Source organism: Bradyrhizobium sp. SRS-191 (genome assembly GCF_024586915.1).
Lineage (GTDB): Bacteria > Pseudomonadota > Alphaproteobacteria > Rhizobiales > Xanthobacteraceae > Bradyrhizobium.
Genome location: NZ_JANBVS010000008.1, coordinates 251,649 through 268,247 on the forward strand (window position 1 = coordinate 251,649; position 16,599 = coordinate 268,247).

16 protein-coding genes are annotated in these 16,599 nt (G+C 66.3%); 7 read left to right on the forward strand and 9 right to left on the reverse strand.

Annotation, left to right across the window (positions count from 1 at the left end; genetic code table 11):
• Positions 1 to 18: 18 nt before the first annotated feature.
• The 4 genes from dut to ubiE all read right to left on the reverse strand — a co-directional run bounded on the left by dut (position 19) and on the right by ubiE (position 4,537).
• Positions 19 to 477: a dUTP diphosphatase gene (gene dut, locus NLR35_RS17060; protein ID WP_257167686.1), complete on the reverse strand. Its 459-nt coding sequence runs from the start codon at positions 475 to 477 to the stop codon at positions 19 to 21.
• Positions 474 to 1,901, reverse strand: coding sequence for a bifunctional phosphopantothenoylcysteine decarboxylase/phosphopantothenate--cysteine ligase CoaBC (gene coaBC, locus NLR35_RS17065; protein ID WP_257167687.1), 1,428 nt, complete (start codon positions 1,899 to 1,901; stop codon positions 474 to 476). Before coaBC ends, dut begins: the two co-directional genes overlap by 4 nt.
• A gap of 303 nt (positions 1,902 to 2,204) precedes the next feature.
• A complete protein-coding gene (gene ubiB, locus NLR35_RS17070; RefSeq protein ID WP_257167688.1) occupies positions 2,205 to 3,779 on the reverse strand; it encodes a 2-polyprenylphenol 6-hydroxylase in 1,575 nt (524 codons plus the stop codon).
• Positions 3,776 to 4,537: a bifunctional demethylmenaquinone methyltransferase/2-methoxy-6-polyprenyl-1,4-benzoquinol methylase UbiE gene (gene ubiE / locus NLR35_RS17075; protein WP_257167689.1), complete on the reverse strand. Its 762-nt coding sequence runs from the start codon at positions 4,535 to 4,537 to the stop codon at positions 3,776 to 3,778. The genes ubiB and ubiE overlap by 4 nt, the downstream gene beginning before the upstream one ends.
• Positions 4,538 to 4,642: 105 nt before the next feature.
• On the opposite strand from ubiE, the gene mutM reads away from it, so the two are divergent.
• Together mutM and NLR35_RS17085 are read left to right on the forward strand one after the other, a co-directional pair.
• Positions 4,643 to 5,548: a bifunctional DNA-formamidopyrimidine glycosylase/DNA-(apurinic or apyrimidinic site) lyase gene (gene mutM / locus NLR35_RS17080; RefSeq protein WP_257167690.1), complete on the forward strand. Its 906-nt coding sequence runs from the start codon at positions 4,643 to 4,645 to the stop codon at positions 5,546 to 5,548.
• A 55-nt stretch (positions 5,549 to 5,603) separates the two neighbouring features.
• Positions 5,604 to 6,086, forward strand: a complete 483-nt coding sequence (locus NLR35_RS17085) for a cyclic nucleotide-binding domain-containing protein (RefSeq protein ID WP_257167691.1) — start codon at positions 5,604 to 5,606, stop codon at positions 6,084 to 6,086.
• A gap of 212 nt (positions 6,087 to 6,298) precedes the next feature.
• Here the strand turns inward: NLR35_RS17085 and NLR35_RS17090 are convergent, their stop codons facing one another.
• From NLR35_RS17090 to NLR35_RS17100, 3 genes are all read right to left on the reverse strand, one after another.
• Positions 6,299 to 7,102, reverse strand: coding sequence for a ParA family protein (locus tag NLR35_RS17090; RefSeq protein ID WP_257167692.1), 804 nt, complete (start codon positions 7,100 to 7,102; stop codon positions 6,299 to 6,301).
• A gap of 408 nt (positions 7,103 to 7,510) precedes the next feature.
• Positions 7,511 to 8,299, reverse strand: a complete 789-nt coding sequence (locus tag NLR35_RS17095) for a pentapeptide repeat-containing protein (RefSeq protein ID WP_257167693.1) — start codon at positions 8,297 to 8,299, stop codon at positions 7,511 to 7,513.
• 19 nt (positions 8,300 to 8,318) lie between these two features.
• Positions 8,319 to 9,686 carry a serine protease gene (locus NLR35_RS17100; protein WP_257167694.1) on the reverse strand — a complete coding sequence of 456 codons (1,368 nt, stop codon included), beginning with the start codon at positions 9,684 to 9,686 and terminating at the stop codon, positions 8,319 to 8,321.
• 141 nt (positions 9,687 to 9,827) lie between these two features.
• On the opposite strand from NLR35_RS17100, the gene NLR35_RS17105 reads away from it, so the two are divergent.
• Complete coding sequence (locus tag NLR35_RS17105; protein ID WP_257167695.1) at positions 9,828 to 10,631, forward strand: molybdopterin-synthase adenylyltransferase MoeB; 804 nt, start codon at positions 9,828 to 9,830, stop codon at positions 10,629 to 10,631.
• Positions 10,632 to 10,835: 204 nt separating this feature from the next.
• On the opposite strand, the gene NLR35_RS17110 is transcribed toward NLR35_RS17105, so the two are convergent.
• On the reverse strand, positions 10,836 to 11,837 hold the full coding sequence (locus NLR35_RS17110) for a D-glycerate dehydrogenase (RefSeq protein ID WP_006608918.1): 1,002 nt from the start codon (positions 11,835 to 11,837) through the stop codon (positions 10,836 to 10,838).
• 342 nt (positions 11,838 to 12,179) lie between these two features.
• Between NLR35_RS17110 and NLR35_RS17115 the strand changes: the two genes are divergently transcribed.
• Positions 12,180 to 12,704 carry an SH3 domain-containing protein gene (locus tag NLR35_RS17115; protein WP_257167696.1) on the forward strand — a complete coding sequence of 175 codons (525 nt, stop codon included), beginning with the start codon at positions 12,180 to 12,182 and terminating at the stop codon, positions 12,702 to 12,704.
• A 105-nt stretch (positions 12,705 to 12,809) separates the two neighbouring features.
• On the opposite strand, the gene irrA is transcribed toward NLR35_RS17115, so the two are convergent.
• Entirely contained in the window at positions 12,810 to 13,283 is a 474-nt protein-coding gene (gene irrA / locus NLR35_RS17120) for an iron response transcriptional regulator IrrA (RefSeq protein WP_035638612.1), read from the reverse strand.
• A 417-nt stretch (positions 13,284 to 13,700) separates the two neighbouring features.
• Between irrA and fabA the strand changes: the two genes are divergently transcribed.
• The 3 genes from fabA (at position 13,701) to fabI (ending at position 16,461) form a co-directional block, all read left to right on the forward strand.
• The gene (gene fabA / locus NLR35_RS17125) at positions 13,701 to 14,222 is read left to right on the forward strand and encodes a 3-hydroxyacyl-[acyl-carrier-protein] dehydratase FabA (protein ID WP_006608915.1); all 522 of its coding nucleotides are present in this window, start codon (positions 13,701 to 13,703) and stop codon (positions 14,220 to 14,222) included.
• 76 nt (positions 14,223 to 14,298) lie between these two features.
• Positions 14,299 to 15,522, forward strand: coding sequence for a beta-ketoacyl-ACP synthase I (gene fabB, locus NLR35_RS17130; protein WP_257167698.1), 1,224 nt, complete (start codon positions 14,299 to 14,301; stop codon positions 15,520 to 15,522).
• A 138-nt stretch (positions 15,523 to 15,660) separates the two neighbouring features.
• Positions 15,661 to 16,461, forward strand: coding sequence for an enoyl-ACP reductase FabI (gene fabI / locus NLR35_RS17135; protein WP_257167699.1), 801 nt, complete (start codon positions 15,661 to 15,663; stop codon positions 16,459 to 16,461).
• Positions 16,462 to 16,599 lie beyond the last annotated feature (138 nt).

The window sequence follows — 16,599 nt, forward strand, 5'->3', positions numbered from 1 at the left end:
ATGGCAAAGTCCCGTAGTTCAACGGCCTGTCGAGCCGAAGCCGCCGCTTCCGCGCGCCGTCTCCGACAACGATGCGACGATGCTGAGCTCAGCGCGCGCGACTGATGCGACCACCATCTGCGCGATGCGCTCGCCGCGCTTGATCGCAAACGGTTCCTTGCCGTGATTGATCAAGAGCACGCAGACCTCGCCGCGATAGTCGGCATCGACGGTGCCCGGTGAATTCAGCACGGTGACGCCGTGGCGCGCGGCAAGGCCGGAGCGGGGCCGCACCTGTGCCTCGTAGCCGTCGGGCAGGGCGATCGATAATCCTGTCGGCACCATCGCGTGGCTGCCCGGCGCGAGCATCAGCGGCGCATCGGCCGGCACCGCGGCGAGCAGGTCCATGCCGGCGGCATGCGCGGTCTGATAGGCCGGCAGCGGCAGGCCCTCACCATGCGGCAGGATCTGAACGTCGATGGCGATGGTCTGTGTCACGCTGTTGGTCCCACGGTTCGGGCGATCTCGGCGACGAGGGCGGTGGCTACCTCGTCCTTGGTCATGATCGGCCACGACGCGACATGGACGCCCTCGGCGTCCCTGGTCAAGAGATGCACGGTGTTGCGATCGCCGCCCATCACGCCGGTCGCGGGCGAGACGTCGTTGGCGACGATCCAGTCGCAGCCCTTGCGCGCGAACTTTGCTTTCGCGTTGTCGATCAGGTGTTCCGTTTCGGCCGCGAAGCCGATCACGAGGCCCGGCCGCTTGTCCTTCAGCTTGGAGATGGTGGCGAGGATGTCGGGGTTCTCGACCAGCTGCAGCGGCGGAATCGCCTTGTCGGTCTTCTTCAGCTTCTGGCCGCCTTCACTGGCGACGCGCCAGTCCGCCACCGCCGCGGCGAAGATCGCGACATCGGCCGGCAGCTCGGCCTCGACCGCGTCGAGCATCTGCCGCGCCGATTCGACATGCGTGACCTTCACGCCCTTGGGATCGGTCAGATCGACCGGCCCCGCGATCAGCCGCACATCGGCGCCGGCGGCCTGCGCGGCGGCGGCGATGGCAAAGCCCTGCTTGCCGGAGGAGCGGTTGGCGATGTAGCGCACCGGGTCGATCGGCTCATGCGTCGGGCCGGCGGTGATCAGCACGCGGCGGCCGGCGAGCGGGCGCGGCACCTGCGGCTTCAGCATCGCGACGACAGCCTCGGCAATTTCGGTCGGCTCGGCCATGCGGCCGATGCCGGCCTCGCCTTTCTCGGCCATCTCGCCGGCGTTCGGCCCGATCATGTGGATGCCGTCACGCTGGAGCGTCGCGGCGTTGCGGCGGGTCGCGGGATTGCTCCACATCATCGGGTTCATCGCCGGCGCCAGCAGGATCGGCCGGCTCGCGGCGAGCAGGATGGCGCTGGCGAGGTCGTCAGCGTGGCCCTGCGCCATCTTGGCCATGAGGTCGGCGGTGGCGGGCGCGACCACGATCAGATCGCAGTCGCGCGCCAGCCGGATGTGGCCGACGTCGAACTCGCTGCGGGCATCGAACAGGTCGGTGAAGACGCGATCGCCGGACAGCGCTGACGCCGCGAGCTCGGTGACGAATTGCGTTGCCGCCTTGGTCATGACGCAGCGGACCTGGATGTGGCGCTCTTTCAGCCGCCGGATCAGGTCGAGCGATTTGTACGCGGCGATGCCGCCACCGATGATCAAGGTGACACGGGCTTCGCGGGCGACGCCGGGCTGCGGGACGAGGGGCTCCGGCGGGGCGGCCGGAGCAGGTGATGCCGACGGCGGCTCCGACGGATCAACGGGCTCGATCAGCGCGCGCAGGATGACCCGGACTTCCTCCTCGACCGAACGGCCGTTCTGCGCCGAGCGCAGCCGGAGATACGTCTTCAGGGAATCGTCGAGCTTGCGGATGGTCAGGCTCGCCATGACCGCCTCCCCAGCATTGTCGTTGTGAGGGCAATGCTAGCAGAAAATGATGGCAGTGCAATCAGTAGGGTGGGCCGCTGGCCGCTCGGCAGGCTCGGTTCACCTCGCCCCCGCTTGCGGGGCCGCGACGAGCTTCGCTCGCGCTGAGAGGTCGGATTGCATCGTCAGATGCAATCCGGGCGAGGGGGTACAGGTCTTTCCACGCGCACTGCCCGTGCGGCTGCCCCTCACCCCGACCCTCTCCCCGTGAAGAACGGGGCGAGGGGGCGCACCGTCTGCGGGGCGAGATTTAGGCTCAAATCGCTAGAGCCTCAGCACCGCAAACAGGATGCCGATGAAGGTCAGCGCGATGACCCAAAGTGCGATGGCGCGCCAGCGGCTCTTTTTGCCTTCGGTGCGGCCCATGGCGGCGATGGTTTCCGGCGACAAACGGAGGCCGTCGCGGGTCATCGTCTCCAGATTCTCCAGCACGGCGGCGGCGCGGGCGGCGAGCACGGGCAGGGTGGCGGTCAGCCGGGCCAGTTCGCCGATGCCGGTGACGGCGCCCTCGATGCGGCCGAGTGGGCCGAGATTGCGCTCGATCCATTCGCGCACCACGGGGTCGGCGACCTTCCAGATGTCGAGCTTGGGATCGAAGCCGCGCGCCACGCCCTCGACCACCACCATGGTCTTCTGCAGCAGGATCAGTTCGGGGCGGGTGCGCATGTCGAACAGGCCGGTGACCTCGAGCAGCAGGGTCAGCAGCTTGGCCATCGAGATCTCTTCGGCCGTGCGGTTGTGGATCGGCTCGCCGATGGCGCGGATGGCCTGCGCGAAATTCTCCACCGAATGATGCGGTGGCACGTAGCCCGCTTCGAAATGCACTTCGGCGACGCGGCGATAGTCGCGGGTGATGAAGCCGAGCAGGATCTCGGCGAGGAAGCGCCGCTCCTTCATGCCGAGCCGGCCCATGATGCCGAAATCGACCGCGACCAGCCGGCCCTGCTTGTCGAGGAACAGGTTGCCCGGATGCATGTCGGCATGGAAGAAGCCGTCGCGCAGCGCGTGGCGCAGGAAGCTCTGGATCACCTTGCGGCCGACATCCGGCAGGTCGACATTGGCCTGCGCGAGGCGGACGTGGTCGTTCAGCGCGATGCCGTCGATCCACTCCATGGTGAGCACGGTGTTGGCGGTGCGGTCCCAGTCGACCGTCGGCACGCGGAAGTCCGGATCGTCCTTGATGTTCTCCGCCATCTCCGACAATGCGGCGGCCTCGAGCCGGAGATCCATCTCCATTGCGACCGAGCGCGACATCGTGTTGATGACTTCGACCAGGCGCAGCCGGCGCGCTTCGGACGAATGCGCCTCGGCCTTCTCTGCGACGAAGAAGAAATCCGACAGGTCGCGACGGAAGCGGGCCGACACGTTCGGCCGAAGTACCTTCACCGCGACGGCATGGCGGATCCCGTCGCGCTCGACCTCGCCGCGATGAACCTGCGCGATCGAGGCCGCCGCGACCGGCGGGCCGAGCGAGGTGTACAACTGGCTGATCGGCCGCTCGAGCGCAGTGGCGATCACCGCTTCGGCCTCGGCTTGCGGGAACGGAGGCAGCCGGTCCTGCAAGGATTCGAGATCGCGCGCCATCACGACGCCGACCACATCCGGCCGCGTCGCCAGGAACTGGCCGAGCTTGAGATAGGCCGGGCCCATTCGCTCCAGCGCTCGCGACAACCTCGGCCCGGATTTGGCGCCGGGGCGCTCGACCAGACGCGCGAGCTTCAGCGCGATCTGACCCGGCGGCGGCGCCAGGCTCGGATCCACGGCCCCGAACACGCCTTCGCGCGCGAACACCAGGGCGGCCCGGGCGAGCCGCGTAATATGAGTGAGTGCGGAGATCACAAACGCCAGCCGGAATGAAGCGCGACGATGCCGCCGGAGAGGGTCTGCCAGGACACGCGCGAGAAGCCGGCGGCCGAGATCATCTCGGCGAAGGCGTTCGGGCGCGGAAACTGGCGGATCGATTCGACGAGGTAGCGATAGGACTCGGCATCGCCGGTGACGGCGCGGCCGAGCTGCGGGATCACGTTGAAGGAGAACAGGTCGTAGATCTTGTCGAGGCCGGGCACCTCGACGGTCGAGAACTCCAGGCACAGGAAGCGGCCGCCATGCTTGAGCACGCGGTAGGCCTCGGCGAGCGCCAGCTCGATCTGCGGCACGTTGCGGATGCCGAAGGCGATGGTGTAGGCGTCGAACGAGCGGTCGGGGAAGGCGAGCTTCTCCGCATTGCCTTCGACGAAAGACACCTTGTCGTCGAGATACTGTTTCAGCGCGCGCTGGCGGCCGACCTCGAGCATGTCGCCATTGATGTCGCACACGGTGGCATGGAAGCCGGCGCCCGCCTTACGGGCGGCGCGGAAGGAGATGTCGCCGGTGCCGCCGGCGACGTCGAGCAGCGCGAACGGCGCATCGCCCTTCGGCGGGTTCAGCGTGTTGATCATGATGTCCTTCCAGACGCGGTGCAGCCCGCCGGACATCAGGTCGTTCATCAGGTCATAGCGCGAGGCGACGCTGTGAAACACGTCGTTCACCAGCGTCTGCTTCTCGCCCAGAGGCACATCCCGGAAGCCGAAATGAGTGGTCTGGTCCGTCTGATCCATCACCCTTACTCCAATACGGCACCATAGCGCCGGTGCGGCCAAGGCGCTATCACGTCGGCCGGACAAGGTGAATGGTCGTCGAGGCAAAAGGTGAAATGAACGGACATGCCTGAGCTGCCCGAAGTCGAGACCGTCCGGCGCGGGCTGCAGCCGGTCATGGAAGGGGCCAAGATCGTCACCGCCGAGGCTCGGCGCGGCGACTTGCGGTTTCCGTTCCAGCCCGATTTTGTGAAGCGGTTGCAAGGCCAGACCGTCACGGGGCTCGGCCGGCGCGCCAAATATCTGCTGGCCGACCTCGGCTCCGGCGACGTGCTGCTGATGCATCTCGGCATGTCCGGCTCGTTCCGGGTGATCAAGCAGGATGACCAGCAGACACCGGGCGAGTTTCATTATCCCCGCGGCAAGGACAGCGTGCACGACCATGTCGTGTTTCACATGTCCTCGGGTGCGGACATCGTCTTCAACGATCCGCGTCGCTTCGGCTTCATGAAGATCATCGGCCGCGGCGAGATCGAGACCGAGCCGCATCTGAAGGATCTCGGGCCGGAGCCGCTCGGCAACGAATTCGACGCGGCGATGCTGGCGCGCGCCTGCGCGGGCAAGAAGACCAGCCTGAAGGCGGCGCTGCTCGATCAGCGCGTCGTCGCAGGGCTGGGCAATATTTATGTCTGCGAAGCGTTGTTCCGCTCGCATTTGTCGCCGCGGCGGTTGGCCGCGACGCTCGCGACCAAGGCCGGACAACGCAAGGGCGTTGCCGGGGGTGAGCCGACCGATCACGCGAAGCGGCTGGTCGAGGCGATCCACACCGTACTCAACGAAGCGATCCGCGCCGGCGGCTCGTCGCTGCGCGACCACCGCCAGACCACGGGCGAGCTCGGTTATTTCCAGCACTCGTTCCAGGTCTATGACCGCGAAGGCGAGCCGTGCCGGACGGATGGCTGCGAGGGCGTGGTGAAGCGGTTCGTGCAGAACGGACGGTCGACGTTCTGGTGCCCGAAGTGCCAGAGGTGATGGAACGGCCGGCCCGGCCTGCTTGTGACGGCAAGGCGCGGGCGTATACTGGGCCATGGCTGTCAGCTCGCCGGACCTGAAAGCATTCTTGCTCGCCACGCCGTTCTTCGGCGGCCTGCCGGATGCGAGCCTCGACCTGCTGATCTCGATGCTGATGGAGCGCCGGTTCGACAGCGGCGCGGTCATCGTCGCCGAGGGCGAGGCGGGCCGCTCGCTTTTCATCGTGCACAGCGGCACGCTGGAGGTCAGCGAGCGCCTGGACAGTGGCGGCGCCATCCACATGTCGAGCCTTCAACCCGGCGATTTCTTCGGCGAGATGACCCTGCTGGAAATGCAGAACAGGTCGGCGACCGTCGTCGCGGAGATTCCGACCGTGCTGTACGAGCTCACGGCGCAACAGCTCTATGCGTTCTACAAGGCGGACATCCGCGCCTATGTGATCGTGATGCAGAACATCAATCGCGAGCTGTGCCGCCGGCTGCGTCGCGCGGATGCGCGTATCAAGATGCTGGAGATGCGGCAGGGTGGAGGGAGGTAGGGCGGTTCTTGACTTTCCTCGCCGACGGAGAAGAGCGAGTTGAGGGAGCGCTCCGTCGTTGCGTCCGAGCATCGCGCCGCTTGCTCAGTGCACCTCGCCCCGCCAGGGCGAAGCGAAGCTTTGCTAGGCCCCTCACCCCGACCCTCTCCCCGCAAGAGCGGGGCGAGGGAGTGCACCGCCGGTGCGGTGAGGGCTTCGATCAAAGTTGGCGACTACAACCCCGCCTTCCAGTTGATGCCGTTGTCGGCCCAGGTCGGGTAGGCGCGCGTCACCGGCAGCTTCGCGTCCTCGGGCTGCGGCGTCAGCATGATCGGGAATTCGACCTCGGCGTGCTCGCTGGCTTCCTTCAGCTCGCCGGCCTCGTGCATGACGTGGTCGCCGGCAAGCTTGCCCGCGGTCCAGCGCCACAGGCTCTTGATCTCCTGCGCCGACTTGCCGTCGCCATCGAACTCGGTGACGCCGAGGCCGGCGGCGAGCGCGTCCTGGTGGTCGTTGCGCATCATGATGAAGGGCTGCGCCAGCACCTCGGCGATGTCGCGCGGCGCATCGGCATCGAGCGCCGTGGTCGCGTCGGTGATGCGGTGGCCGCCGCGGATGGGGGCCTGGTTGAGCACGAAGGCGAACGGCTTGCGCCAGGCTCGGACAACACTCAGCGTCGGCGCGGTGGCCTCGATGTCGGCGACGCTCGGCCGCGCCGGGATGAGGCAGAGATCGCAGTAGCGGATCGCAGCCGTCGTCGATGCCGTGATGCCGGCTCCGGTGTCGATCACGCAGACGGTGACGCCGTCGCGCTGGAGCGCTTCGAGGCGCGGCTCGATCATCTTGGCGTCGTAGACGGCCTCGACGATCGGCTCGCCGGTGGCGCGGCGCGCCTGCCATTTCGTCAGCGTGCCCTGGCGGTCGGTTTCGATCACGCGCACCTTGTGGCCGGCCTGCTGGGCCGCCACGGCGAGACCAATCGCGAGCGTGCTCTTGCCGCTGCCGCCCTTCTGCGTGGCCAAAACGATCGTGTACATCGGGAGACAGTCCTTCGGATGTTGACGGAACTAATGAGAACGCCAAAGCTGAGGTGCATCGCGGTCGCGATACGGAGCTATTCTCGCTCAGGACAGTCCCGGCCCGATCCTACTCATGGAGTGGAATCGCGGTGGTCCGAATCAGCACGCCGACAAAACTGTTCGAACTATCTCATGCGCGGGCCGTGCTTGCACAGACCGTTTGACTACGGCGGGAGCCGTTCCGAGTTGATAGCAAGGTGCTAGGAAGCGAGGCGCGAACGAGCGTTCGGCATCGTCGAGCATCGTCACGCGCAGTCGCGATGCTGCACAGAGATCCTCGCCGGCCGCCGTCGGGCCCTTAATTTTTTCTAAAAGGACATGCTTAATTTTGCGTAAACACCTGCCGCGCTGCAGTGCGCGGCAGCGTCAGTCGTCGTCGGCAAACACGTCGACGCCGATGCTGCGCAGCAGATGGTGCTGCTGGCTCGCGGAGATCTGCAGGCCCGAATAGCTCTGGATGTCCTGCAGGTCGAAGCCGGAGAGATCGGCGCCGCGCAGATCCGCGCCGGAGAGATCGGCAAGGCGCAGGGCCGCGTTGCTGAGATTGCTGCCGCGGAGCGAGGCGTTGACCAGCGACGTGCTCTGCAGCTCGGCGCCTGACAGATCGCAATCGAGCAGTCGCAGCGACGACAGATCGCTCTCGCGCATGACCGCGTTGTCCAGCCGGCAGCGCTCGAAGCTGCCTGCCTGCCGAACGGCCTTCTTCGACTTCGGTGGGCGCGGCGAGCGGAATGCAAAGGCTGGCTTCTCGAACGCCGCGCCGGACAGCCGGCAATCGGAGAACGTCACGTCCCACAATTCGCAGGCGTTGAATGTCGCCAGCATGAGGTCGCAATTGCGGAACACCGCGCCGCGCAGGTCGCAGAACCGGAAAACGCAGCCCTTCGCGCCGTCCGCGTCGAAGAAATGGCAATTGTCGAACCGGGCGCCCGCCAGATTGACGTTGGCGAATTCGCACAGCTGGAAGCGGCTCCGCGCCCATTGCGAGGCCGGCAATTCCGCGCCGACGAAGCGGGTGGCCACAGCCGTGCAGTCCTCGAATTGCGCGCAGTCCGGAGTCTCGTCGTCAAAGCTGAACGCCGACAGGTCGGCCGCAACGATCCTCTCGTTTCGCGCCATGGCCCGGCGCAGGACGTCGTGCTCGTGCTCGGACAATCGAGGTCGCGCTCCGGCGCTATTTGCGCACGCAGATCACGCGCAGGGTGGCCGCCTTGACGTCGAGCGAGCTGCCGTCGGGCTTGACGCCGTTCGCCGCCAGGAACGCGCGTGTGTTTTCGGCACTGACCATGACGACCTGGGACGACGGCACGAAGGCCGTACCGGCGAGCACGCCGGGCTTGAGCAGCGTGATGCCGACGAACCTGCCGTCACCATCAAGTGTGGCTGCGCCGGAGAAACCGAGTCCGGGCGCCGGCGCGAGCGACACGTCGCCTGGGCCGTTGCCGGCGAGCTGCGCCTTGACGGTGCTGACGGCCGCGCCGCCGCCCTGGCTCTGCGGGTCGGCGATGCCGACGATGTCGACGGATGATTTCGCATTGCCGCCCGACAACGCCAGCGGCTTCAGGCCGCGCGCGCCGTAGATGCGCAGCAGCGCCAACCCGTGATCCTTGTCCTCGGCGATACGCTCGGCATGGCCAAAGCCGGGAATGGTGATGGCCACGCAGGCATCGGTCACCTCGCGGTCGGCGATCACGGCGCCGTCCTGACTGACGACGATACCGGTGCCGTAATCAACGCTCCGACGCGGTGCCGGTTGGGCGGCCAGGGACGCTGCCGGGAATGCGGTGAAGGCGCTGGACATCGCGATCACCACCGGCTCGACGGTGTTCTCCGTGGCCTGGTCGTAGAGGATGGTCAGGATGCGGACCTCATCGCCCTTGAAGGTACCGCGGATATAGAACTTCTTCAGGTTCTGCAGGCCTGACAGCACGAAGAAGTCGGGCTTCACCACGGTGTAGTCGACGGTCCGGCCCGGCTCCTTCTTCTCACGGTCGGCCAGCGCCGCGGTGGTCGGGTTGGCCTCCTTGCGCCGCGACAGCACCACCTGCACGGTGCCGGTCGGCGAGGTCCATTTCGAGCCGTTGGCGTCGGTGGCCTGCTGCGGCACCAGCTTGGTCGGAATGCCCAGGCGCGCGCCGCTGGTGGGTTCGGTCACGAGCTTCCAGCCGACGCCCTCCTGCTTGCGGCGGGCGGTGTCGGCGAGCCCAGCGCGCTCCTGCGGGTTGAGCACGCCGGTCGGCTTGCCGCCCTTGAGCTTCTGGTACTCCTTGATCGCATTGACCATGCGCTCGCTGACGTCGCCGGTAATGGCGCCATTGTACTGGCCGACCCAGGCGAGATCGGATTGCAGCGACAGCCGTTCGGCCTGGCTCATCCCGTTGGCCGTGTCGGCCGGCGCCTGCACGGCAGGGCGCACGGCCTGGGTGGCGACCGGCTTGGGCTTGGCACCCGGCAACACGCCCTGCGTCGGCGGCGTCTGCGCCTCGGCCGGGGCGCACGCGGCGATCGCGCAGATGAAGGTTGCCGTGGCCAGCCGTCTCATGACAAATCCCGCTGCTCTTGCCGCTGACATAAATAAGCACATCTGCTTGGTCGGTCACAATCCGGCGAGGGTTCAGTAGGGAGATGTCCGGTCTCCATCGTCGACCCACAGCGAATTGGTAGCGGAAGGACGTTGGTAACGATGCTGAGCGACGAGGAAGTGGAGCGCTACGCGCGTCACATCGTGCTGCGTGATGTCGGCGGTCCAGGACAGGCGGCGTTGAAGAGCGCCTCGGTGCTGGTGATCGGCGCGGGGGGACTCGGGGCACCGGCGCTGATGTATCTCGCCGCCGCCGGCGTCGGCACCATCGGCGTCGTCGATGACGACGTGGTGTCGCTTTCGAATCTGCAGCGGCAGGTCATCCATGCGACGCCGGATATCGGTCGTCCCAAGGTCGACAGTGCGGCAGAGCGCATCAACGCGCTCAATCCGCATGTCAGCGTCCTTTCGCATCGGACGTGGCTCAATGCCGACAACGCGCTCGATCTGATCGGCAGCTACGATCTGGTGCTCGACGGCTCCGACAATTTCGACACCCGCTATCTCGCCTCCGATGCCTGCTTCCTCGCCGGGACGCCGCTGATCACAGGCGCGCTCGGCACCTTCGATGCGTCGCTAACGACGATCCGCGCGCATGAGACCAACGACAAGGGCGAATTCAACCCGACCTATCGCTGTCTGTTCCCGGAGCCGCCGCCGCCCGGCACGGTGCCGGCCTGCGCCGAAGCCGGCGTCATGGGGGCGCTGGCGGGCATGCTCGGCTCGATGATGGCGCTGGAAGCCATCCGCGAGATCGTCGGCTTCGGCGAGGGCCTGGTCGGGCGGCTGTTGATGCTGGACGCCCGCACGATGCGTTTCGAGACGCTGCGCTATGGCCGCGATCCGGCGAACCCGCTGAATGGCGATGGACCGGTGATTACGGATCTGAGCGCGCATCGGAAGTGATGGGGCAAGACTGACGCCACACATTCAACTTGTCGTCCCGGACAAGCCCGGCGACGCAACGCGTCGGCGGGCGCCGATCCGGGACCCATACTCCGTGAAGTCGATGAGGCGCGCGGAACGTGCCGCGTGCCTGTTTCAGAGATCACGCGGTATGGGTCCCTGCGTTCGCAGGGACGACACCGGTGATGTGGCTGGCCGATCGGCCTACAGCATGCTCGGCAGCACGCGGTCCGGCGGGCGGTGGTTGTCGAGGAAGGTCTTGATGTTGATGATGACCTTCTCGCCCATCTCGACGCGGCCCTCGATGGTCGCCGAGCCCATGTGCGGCAGCAGCGTTACCTTGCCGGCCTTGGCAAGGCGCACCAGGCGTGGATTGACCGCGGGCTCGTGCTCGAACACGTCGAGGCCGGCGCCGGCGATGTCGCCGGCTTCGACCAGCCGCGTCAACGTCTCCTCGTCGATCACCTCGCCGCGCGCGGTGTTGACGATGTAGGCGTCCTTGCGGATCAGCTTCAGCCGGCGCGCCGACAGCAAATGGAACGTCGCCGGCGTGTGCGGACAATTCACCGAGATGATGTCCATCCGCGCCAGCATCTGGTCGAGGCTTTCCCAATAAGTGGCGCCGAGTTCGTCGGCGATCACGGGGGCGACCGGGCGGCGGTTGTGATAGTGGATCTGCAGGCCGAAGGCGCGGGCGCGCCGCGCCACCGCCTGGCCGATGCGGCCCATGCCGATGATGCCCAGGCGCTTGCCGCCGATGCGATGGCCGAGCATCCAGGTCGGCGACCAGCCCGCCCAGTTCTTGCCCTCGGTGAGAACGGAGGCGCCCTCGATCAGCCGCCGCGGCACGGCGAGGATCAGCGCCATGGTCATGTCGGCGGTGTCCTCGGTCAGGACCTTCGGCGTGTTGGTGACGGTGATGCCGCGCGCGACAGCGGCGGCGACGTCGATATTGTCGACGCCATTGCCGAAGTTCGCGATCATGCGCAGCTTGCAGTCGGGCTGATTGAGAATGTCGGCCGAGATGTGATCAGTGACGGTCGGAACCAGCACCTCGGCGGTGCGCACGGCGTCGGCGAGCTGCTCCTGGCTCATCGGCTCGTCATCGAGATTGAGCCGCGCGTCGAACAGCTCGCGCATGCGCGTCTCGACCGAGTCCGGCAGCTTGCGTGTCACCACGACGAGGGGCTTTTTCCTACCTGACATGTGCTGCTCTCATGAGATCCTTCAGACCTCATTAACCGGGTTCGCCGAAACTACCGTCGTCGTCTGAGAGCAGCGTTTCCCTGGACTGGTCGTCGGATCTCGCAGGTGGGCCGATCCGTCCCTGACAGGGCTTCGCGAGCGATTCTCAGGCGCTTCCTGGCCGCTTGTGTTCGGTCCTGTCTAGCAGAAGGCCGGGCCAAGACAAGAAGCCAACGGCGGGGCCAGGACCTGCGCTGCGGCAAGCCCTCTCTGTGCACGAAGGGGGGCAGCCCGGCGGTTCGATGGGGATCGGGCGAAGGGGGCGCGCGGCGAAGGCGGCGTTCCCTGACGAGGGAGAGTGAGTTGAGTTCAGTTGCGTTGGGGCGTTTTGGGGCGGTTGCAGTTCTCCTGGCCTGTCTGCTCGATGGGGCAGCTCTGGCAAAGGATTCGGTTCTTCCCGCCAGCGGCCTGCCGGTGCCGCGCTATGTCAGCCTGAAATCGGATCATGTGAACGTCCGCGCCGGTCCGACCAAGGACAACGACGTGGCCTGGGTCTATACGCGCTCGGGCCTGCCGGTGGAGATCACCGCCGAATATGAGAACTGGCGCCGTGTGCGCGATTCCGAGGGGTCCGAAGGCTGGGTCTATCACTCGCTGCTGTCCGGACGCCGCACCGCGGTCGTCACGATGAAGAACAAGGACGATCTTGCGCCGATCTATGACAGCGCCGATGCGACCAGCGCGGTCACGGCGCGGCTGCAGGCCGGCGTCGTCGCGCAGGTGAAGAAGTGCGGCAATGGCTGGTGCCGCGTGCTCGGCAACGGATTCGAGGGCTGGATCCAGCAGCAGCGGCTGTGGGGCGTCTATGCCGACGAGCAGGTGAACTGACGTGATCGACGATCGGCGCCGCCGGTCGTCGTTCCGACGTGCTCCCGACACAAAAATGCCCGCGGCTGACGCGGGCATTGGTTCATTCAGAGGCTGCGGTAACGTTCAGCGCTTCTTGCGCAGCCGGACCACCATGTCGATCCGGGCGATCTCGTAGCCCTCCGGCGCCTCCGGCAGCTTCGACAGCGCCAGATGCTGGTCGGGAATGTCCACCAGCTCGTGATTGTTCTCGAGATAGAAGTGGTGGTGCGCGGTGACGTTGGTGTCGAAATAGGTCTTAGTGCCGTCGACGCTGACCTGGCGCAGCAGGCCGGCATCGGTGAGCTGGTTCAGCGTATTGTAGACCGTGGCGAGCGACACCGGAACCTTGGCCAGCGTCGCTTCCTCGTACAGCATTTCCGCCGTCAGATGGCGCGCGCCCTTGCCGAACAGCAGCCAGCCCAGCGCCATGCGCTGGCGCGTCGGACGCAAGCCCGCCGTCTGCAGCATTTCGTTGACGTCGTGCCACGGGCAGCCATTGAGCGCAGGCTGCCGACCCGTCCCCAGCCCATCCGGACCGGCCCGATCGTGACCACTCATCGAAGCGTTGTTGCTGGCGTCCACGTCATGCACCGAAAAATTCACATCGACCAGTTTGGATATAGGAAGAAACCTGCTCAGATGCAAGCTTATCGCAACTACCCTATCTAGAACGACCCTAAACTGCAGCAGCTGCCCGGCGCAGTTGCGCCGCGTGGCCCCGCGTCGATTTAGCTGGATACGCGCATTGACGCCGCAATCCCCTATGTTAGAGAGCGCGCGGACCCGATTTGACCTGCCATGGCGGGCGCGGCTGGCCGCGATGGCTGTCTGTGCCGTTTCAACTGCCTGGTTTGGGGCGCTGGCCAGTCGACGGTATGGCCGGACGGCGAAACGGCGCATCAACGGGTCGACGCGCGAAGGGGCATGTCGCGCGCCAAATTTTCCTCTGGGGACGTTGAGAAGGGCTCATCAGGCATGCTGGATCGACGCGGCAGTTATGAATACGAGGACCTGCTGGCTTGCGGCCGGGGGGAGCTGTTCGGTCCCGGCAATGCGCAGCTGCCGCTGCCGCCGATGCTGATGTTCGATCGCATCGTCGAGATCTCCGAGACCGGCGGCGAGTTCGGCAAGGGCGTCGTGCGCGCCGAGCTCGACGTCAAGCCGGACCTCTGGTTCTTCGGCTGCCATTTCAAGAACGATCCCGTCATGCCCGGCTGCCTCGGCTTGGACGCGATGTGGCAGATGGTCGGCTTCTTCCTCGGCTGGACCGGTGGTGCGGGACGCGGCCGCGCGCTCGGCCTCGGCGACCTCAAATTCTCCGGCCAGGTTCTGCCGACCGCCAGCAAGGTTGTGTACAACGTCGACATCAAGCGCGTGATGCGCTCGAAGCTCGTGCTCGGTATTGCCGACGGGTGGCTTTCGATGGACGGCGACATTATCTATCGCGCCAAGGATCTGAAGGTCGGGCTGTTCAAGCAGGACGCCGCGCCGTCTTGAACCGACGGGCTGCGACCACAGACTGTGCAGCAGGCATGACTGCAACAAGACACACGAGCAAGGCGAGGCGGACATCATGAGGCGGGTCGTCATCACGGGCATGGGCATCGTCTCGTCGATCGGCAACAACACCCAGGAGGTGCTTGCGAGCCTGTACGAGGCGAAGTCCGGCATCTCCCGTGCTGAGAAATATGCCGAGCTTGGTTTCCGTTCGCAGGTGCAAGGTGCGCCGACGCTGAATCCCGCCGAGGTGGTCGACCGCCGCGCGATGCGCTTCCTCGGCGAGGGCGCGGCGTGGAATCACGTCGCGATGGAGCAGGCGATCCTCGACTCCGGCCTGGAGCAGACCGATGTCTCCAACGTCCGCACCGGCATCATCATGGGCTCGGGCGGACCGTCGACGCGCACGCTCGTCGAGGCCGCGGACATCACCCGCACCAAGGGCCCGAAGCGGGTCGGACCGTTCGCAGTGCCGAAGGCGATGTCCTCGACCGCGTCCGCGACGCTCGCGACCTGGTTCAAGATCAAGGGCGTCAACTACTCGATCTCCTCAGCCTGCGCGACGTCGAACCATTGCATCGGCAATGCCTACGAGATGATTCAGTACGGCAAGCAGGACGTGATGTTCGCCGGCGGCTGCGAGGAGCTCGACTGGTCGCTGTCGGTGCTGTTCGACGCGATGGGCGCGATGTCGTCCAAGCACAACGCCACGCCCGCGACCGCCTCGCGTCCCTATGATGTGAGCCGCGACGGCTTCGTGATCGCCGGCGGCGCCGGCGTCCTCGTGCTGGAAGAGCTCGAGCGCGCCAAGGCGCGCGGCGCCAAGATCTACGGCGAGATCGTCGGCTATGGCGCGACCTCGGACGGCTACGACATGGTGGCGCCGTCGGGCGAGGGCGCCGAGCGCTGCATGCAGATGGCGCTGTCGACGGTGAAGACGAAGATCGACTACATCAATCCGCATGCGACCTCGACGCCGGCCGGCGATCCGCCGGAGATGGAGGCGATCCGCAAGGTGTTCGGCGTCGGCGAGAAGTGCCCGCCGATCGCAGCGACGAAAGCGCTGACCGGTCATTCGCTCGGTGCCACCGGCGTCCAGGAGGCGATCTACTCGCTGCTGATGATGAAGAACGGTTTCATCTGCGAGAGCGCCAACATCACCGAGCTCGATCCGGTGTTTGCCGACATGCCGATCGTGCGCAAGCGCATCGACAATGCCAAGCTCGGCACCGTGTTGTCGAATTCGTTCGGCTTCGGCGGCACCAACGCGACGCTGGTCTTCAAGCACCTCGACGCCTAAGGTTTCGAACAGCACGGGTTCCCCGGCGGGCCGGACAACAGCGCGACGCATTTCGCACCGCTGTCCGGCTATCGGCGTCTTTGGAGCCCGACGATCATCCTGGCTGGGTCGGTCCCGGCATGACGAAGGAGAGTGAGCATGCAGGGTCTGATGGCAGGCAAGCGCGGTCTGGTCATGGGCATCGCCAACGACCATTCGATCGCCTGGGGCATCGCCAAGACGCTGGCTGCGCACGGCGCCGAGATGGCCTTCACCTATCAGGGCGACGCGCTCGGCAAGCGCGTGCGGCCGCTCGCCGATGAGCTCGGCGTCAAGCACGTGCTGCCCTGCGACGTCGAGGACATTGCCAGCGTCGACGGCGTGTTCACGAGCCTGCGCGAAGCCTGGGGCGGCCTCGACTTCATCGTCCACGCCGTCGCCTTCTCCGACAAGAACGAGCTCAAGGGCCGCTACGCCGACACCTCGCGCGAGAACTTCTCGCGCACCATGCTGATCTCCTGCTTCTCCTTCACTGAGATTGCCAAGCGTGCCGCCGAGCTGATGCCGGAGAGCGGCGGCAGCATGATCACCTTGACCTTCGACGGCTCCAACCGCGTGATGCCGAATTACAACGTGATGGGCGTGGCGAAGGCCGCGCTCGAAGCCTCGGTGCGCTATCTCGCCGCCGACTACGGCCGCCGCAGCATCCGCGTCAACGCGATCTCGGCAGGCCCGGTGCGTACGCTCGCCGGCTCCGGCATCGGCGATGCCCGCTTCATGTTCGCGTTCCAGCAGAAGCACTCGCCGCTCGGCCGCGGCGTGACCTTGGAGGAGCTTGGCGGCTCGGCGGTGTACCTGCTGTCGGAGCTGTCAGGCGGCGTGACCGGCGAAATCCATTACGTGGACTCCGGCTACAACGTCATCTCGATGCCGCGCCCCGAGGATCTCAAGGCGGACTAGCTTCCGCTTAGGAATCGGCGAGCCCCGCCGTCGCCGGATGTTTGCGGTGGCGGATTGTGATGCGCCCATTTTTTCCCAGTTGAAGACGACCGTTCCCCCACGGATAATTCGTGACTCGAGGGCGACCGTGCGGGCGCA

Excerpts from the sequence above, each read along its gene's own strand:
- fabA (WP_006608915.1), top strand. The coding sequence starts at position 13,701 with ATGCTGGATCGACGCGGCAGTTATGAATACGAGGACCTGCTGGCTTGC.
- NLR35_RS17105 (WP_257167695.1), top strand. The coding sequence starts at position 9,828 with ATGCTGAGCGACGAGGAAGTGGAGCGCTACGCGCGTCACATCGTGCTG.
- irrA (WP_035638612.1), bottom strand. The coding sequence starts at position 13,283 with ATGAGTGGTCACGATCGGGCCGGTCCGGATGGGCTGGGGACGGGTCGG.
- NLR35_RS17100 (WP_257167694.1), bottom strand. The coding sequence starts at position 9,686 with ATGAGACGGCTGGCCACGGCAACCTTCATCTGCGCGATCGCCGCGTGC.
- ubiE (WP_257167689.1), bottom strand. The coding sequence starts at position 4,537 with ATGGATCAGACGGACCAGACCACTCATTTCGGCTTCCGGGATGTGCCT.
- coaBC (WP_257167687.1), bottom strand. The coding sequence starts at position 1,901 with ATGGCGAGCCTGACCATCCGCAAGCTCGACGATTCCCTGAAGACGTAT.
- mutM (WP_257167690.1), top strand. The coding sequence starts at position 4,643 with ATGCCTGAGCTGCCCGAAGTCGAGACCGTCCGGCGCGGGCTGCAGCCG.
- fabI (WP_257167699.1), top strand. The coding sequence starts at position 15,661 with ATGCAGGGTCTGATGGCAGGCAAGCGCGGTCTGGTCATGGGCATCGCC.
- NLR35_RS17110 (WP_006608918.1), bottom strand. The coding sequence starts at position 11,837 with ATGTCAGGTAGGAAAAAGCCCCTCGTCGTGGTGACACGCAAGCTGCCG.
- fabB (WP_257167698.1), top strand. The coding sequence starts at position 14,299 with ATGAGGCGGGTCGTCATCACGGGCATGGGCATCGTCTCGTCGATCGGC.
- NLR35_RS17090 (WP_257167692.1), bottom strand. The coding sequence starts at position 7,102 with ATGTACACGATCGTTTTGGCCACGCAGAAGGGCGGCAGCGGCAAGAGC.
- NLR35_RS17085 (WP_257167691.1), top strand. The coding sequence starts at position 5,604 with ATGGCTGTCAGCTCGCCGGACCTGAAAGCATTCTTGCTCGCCACGCCG.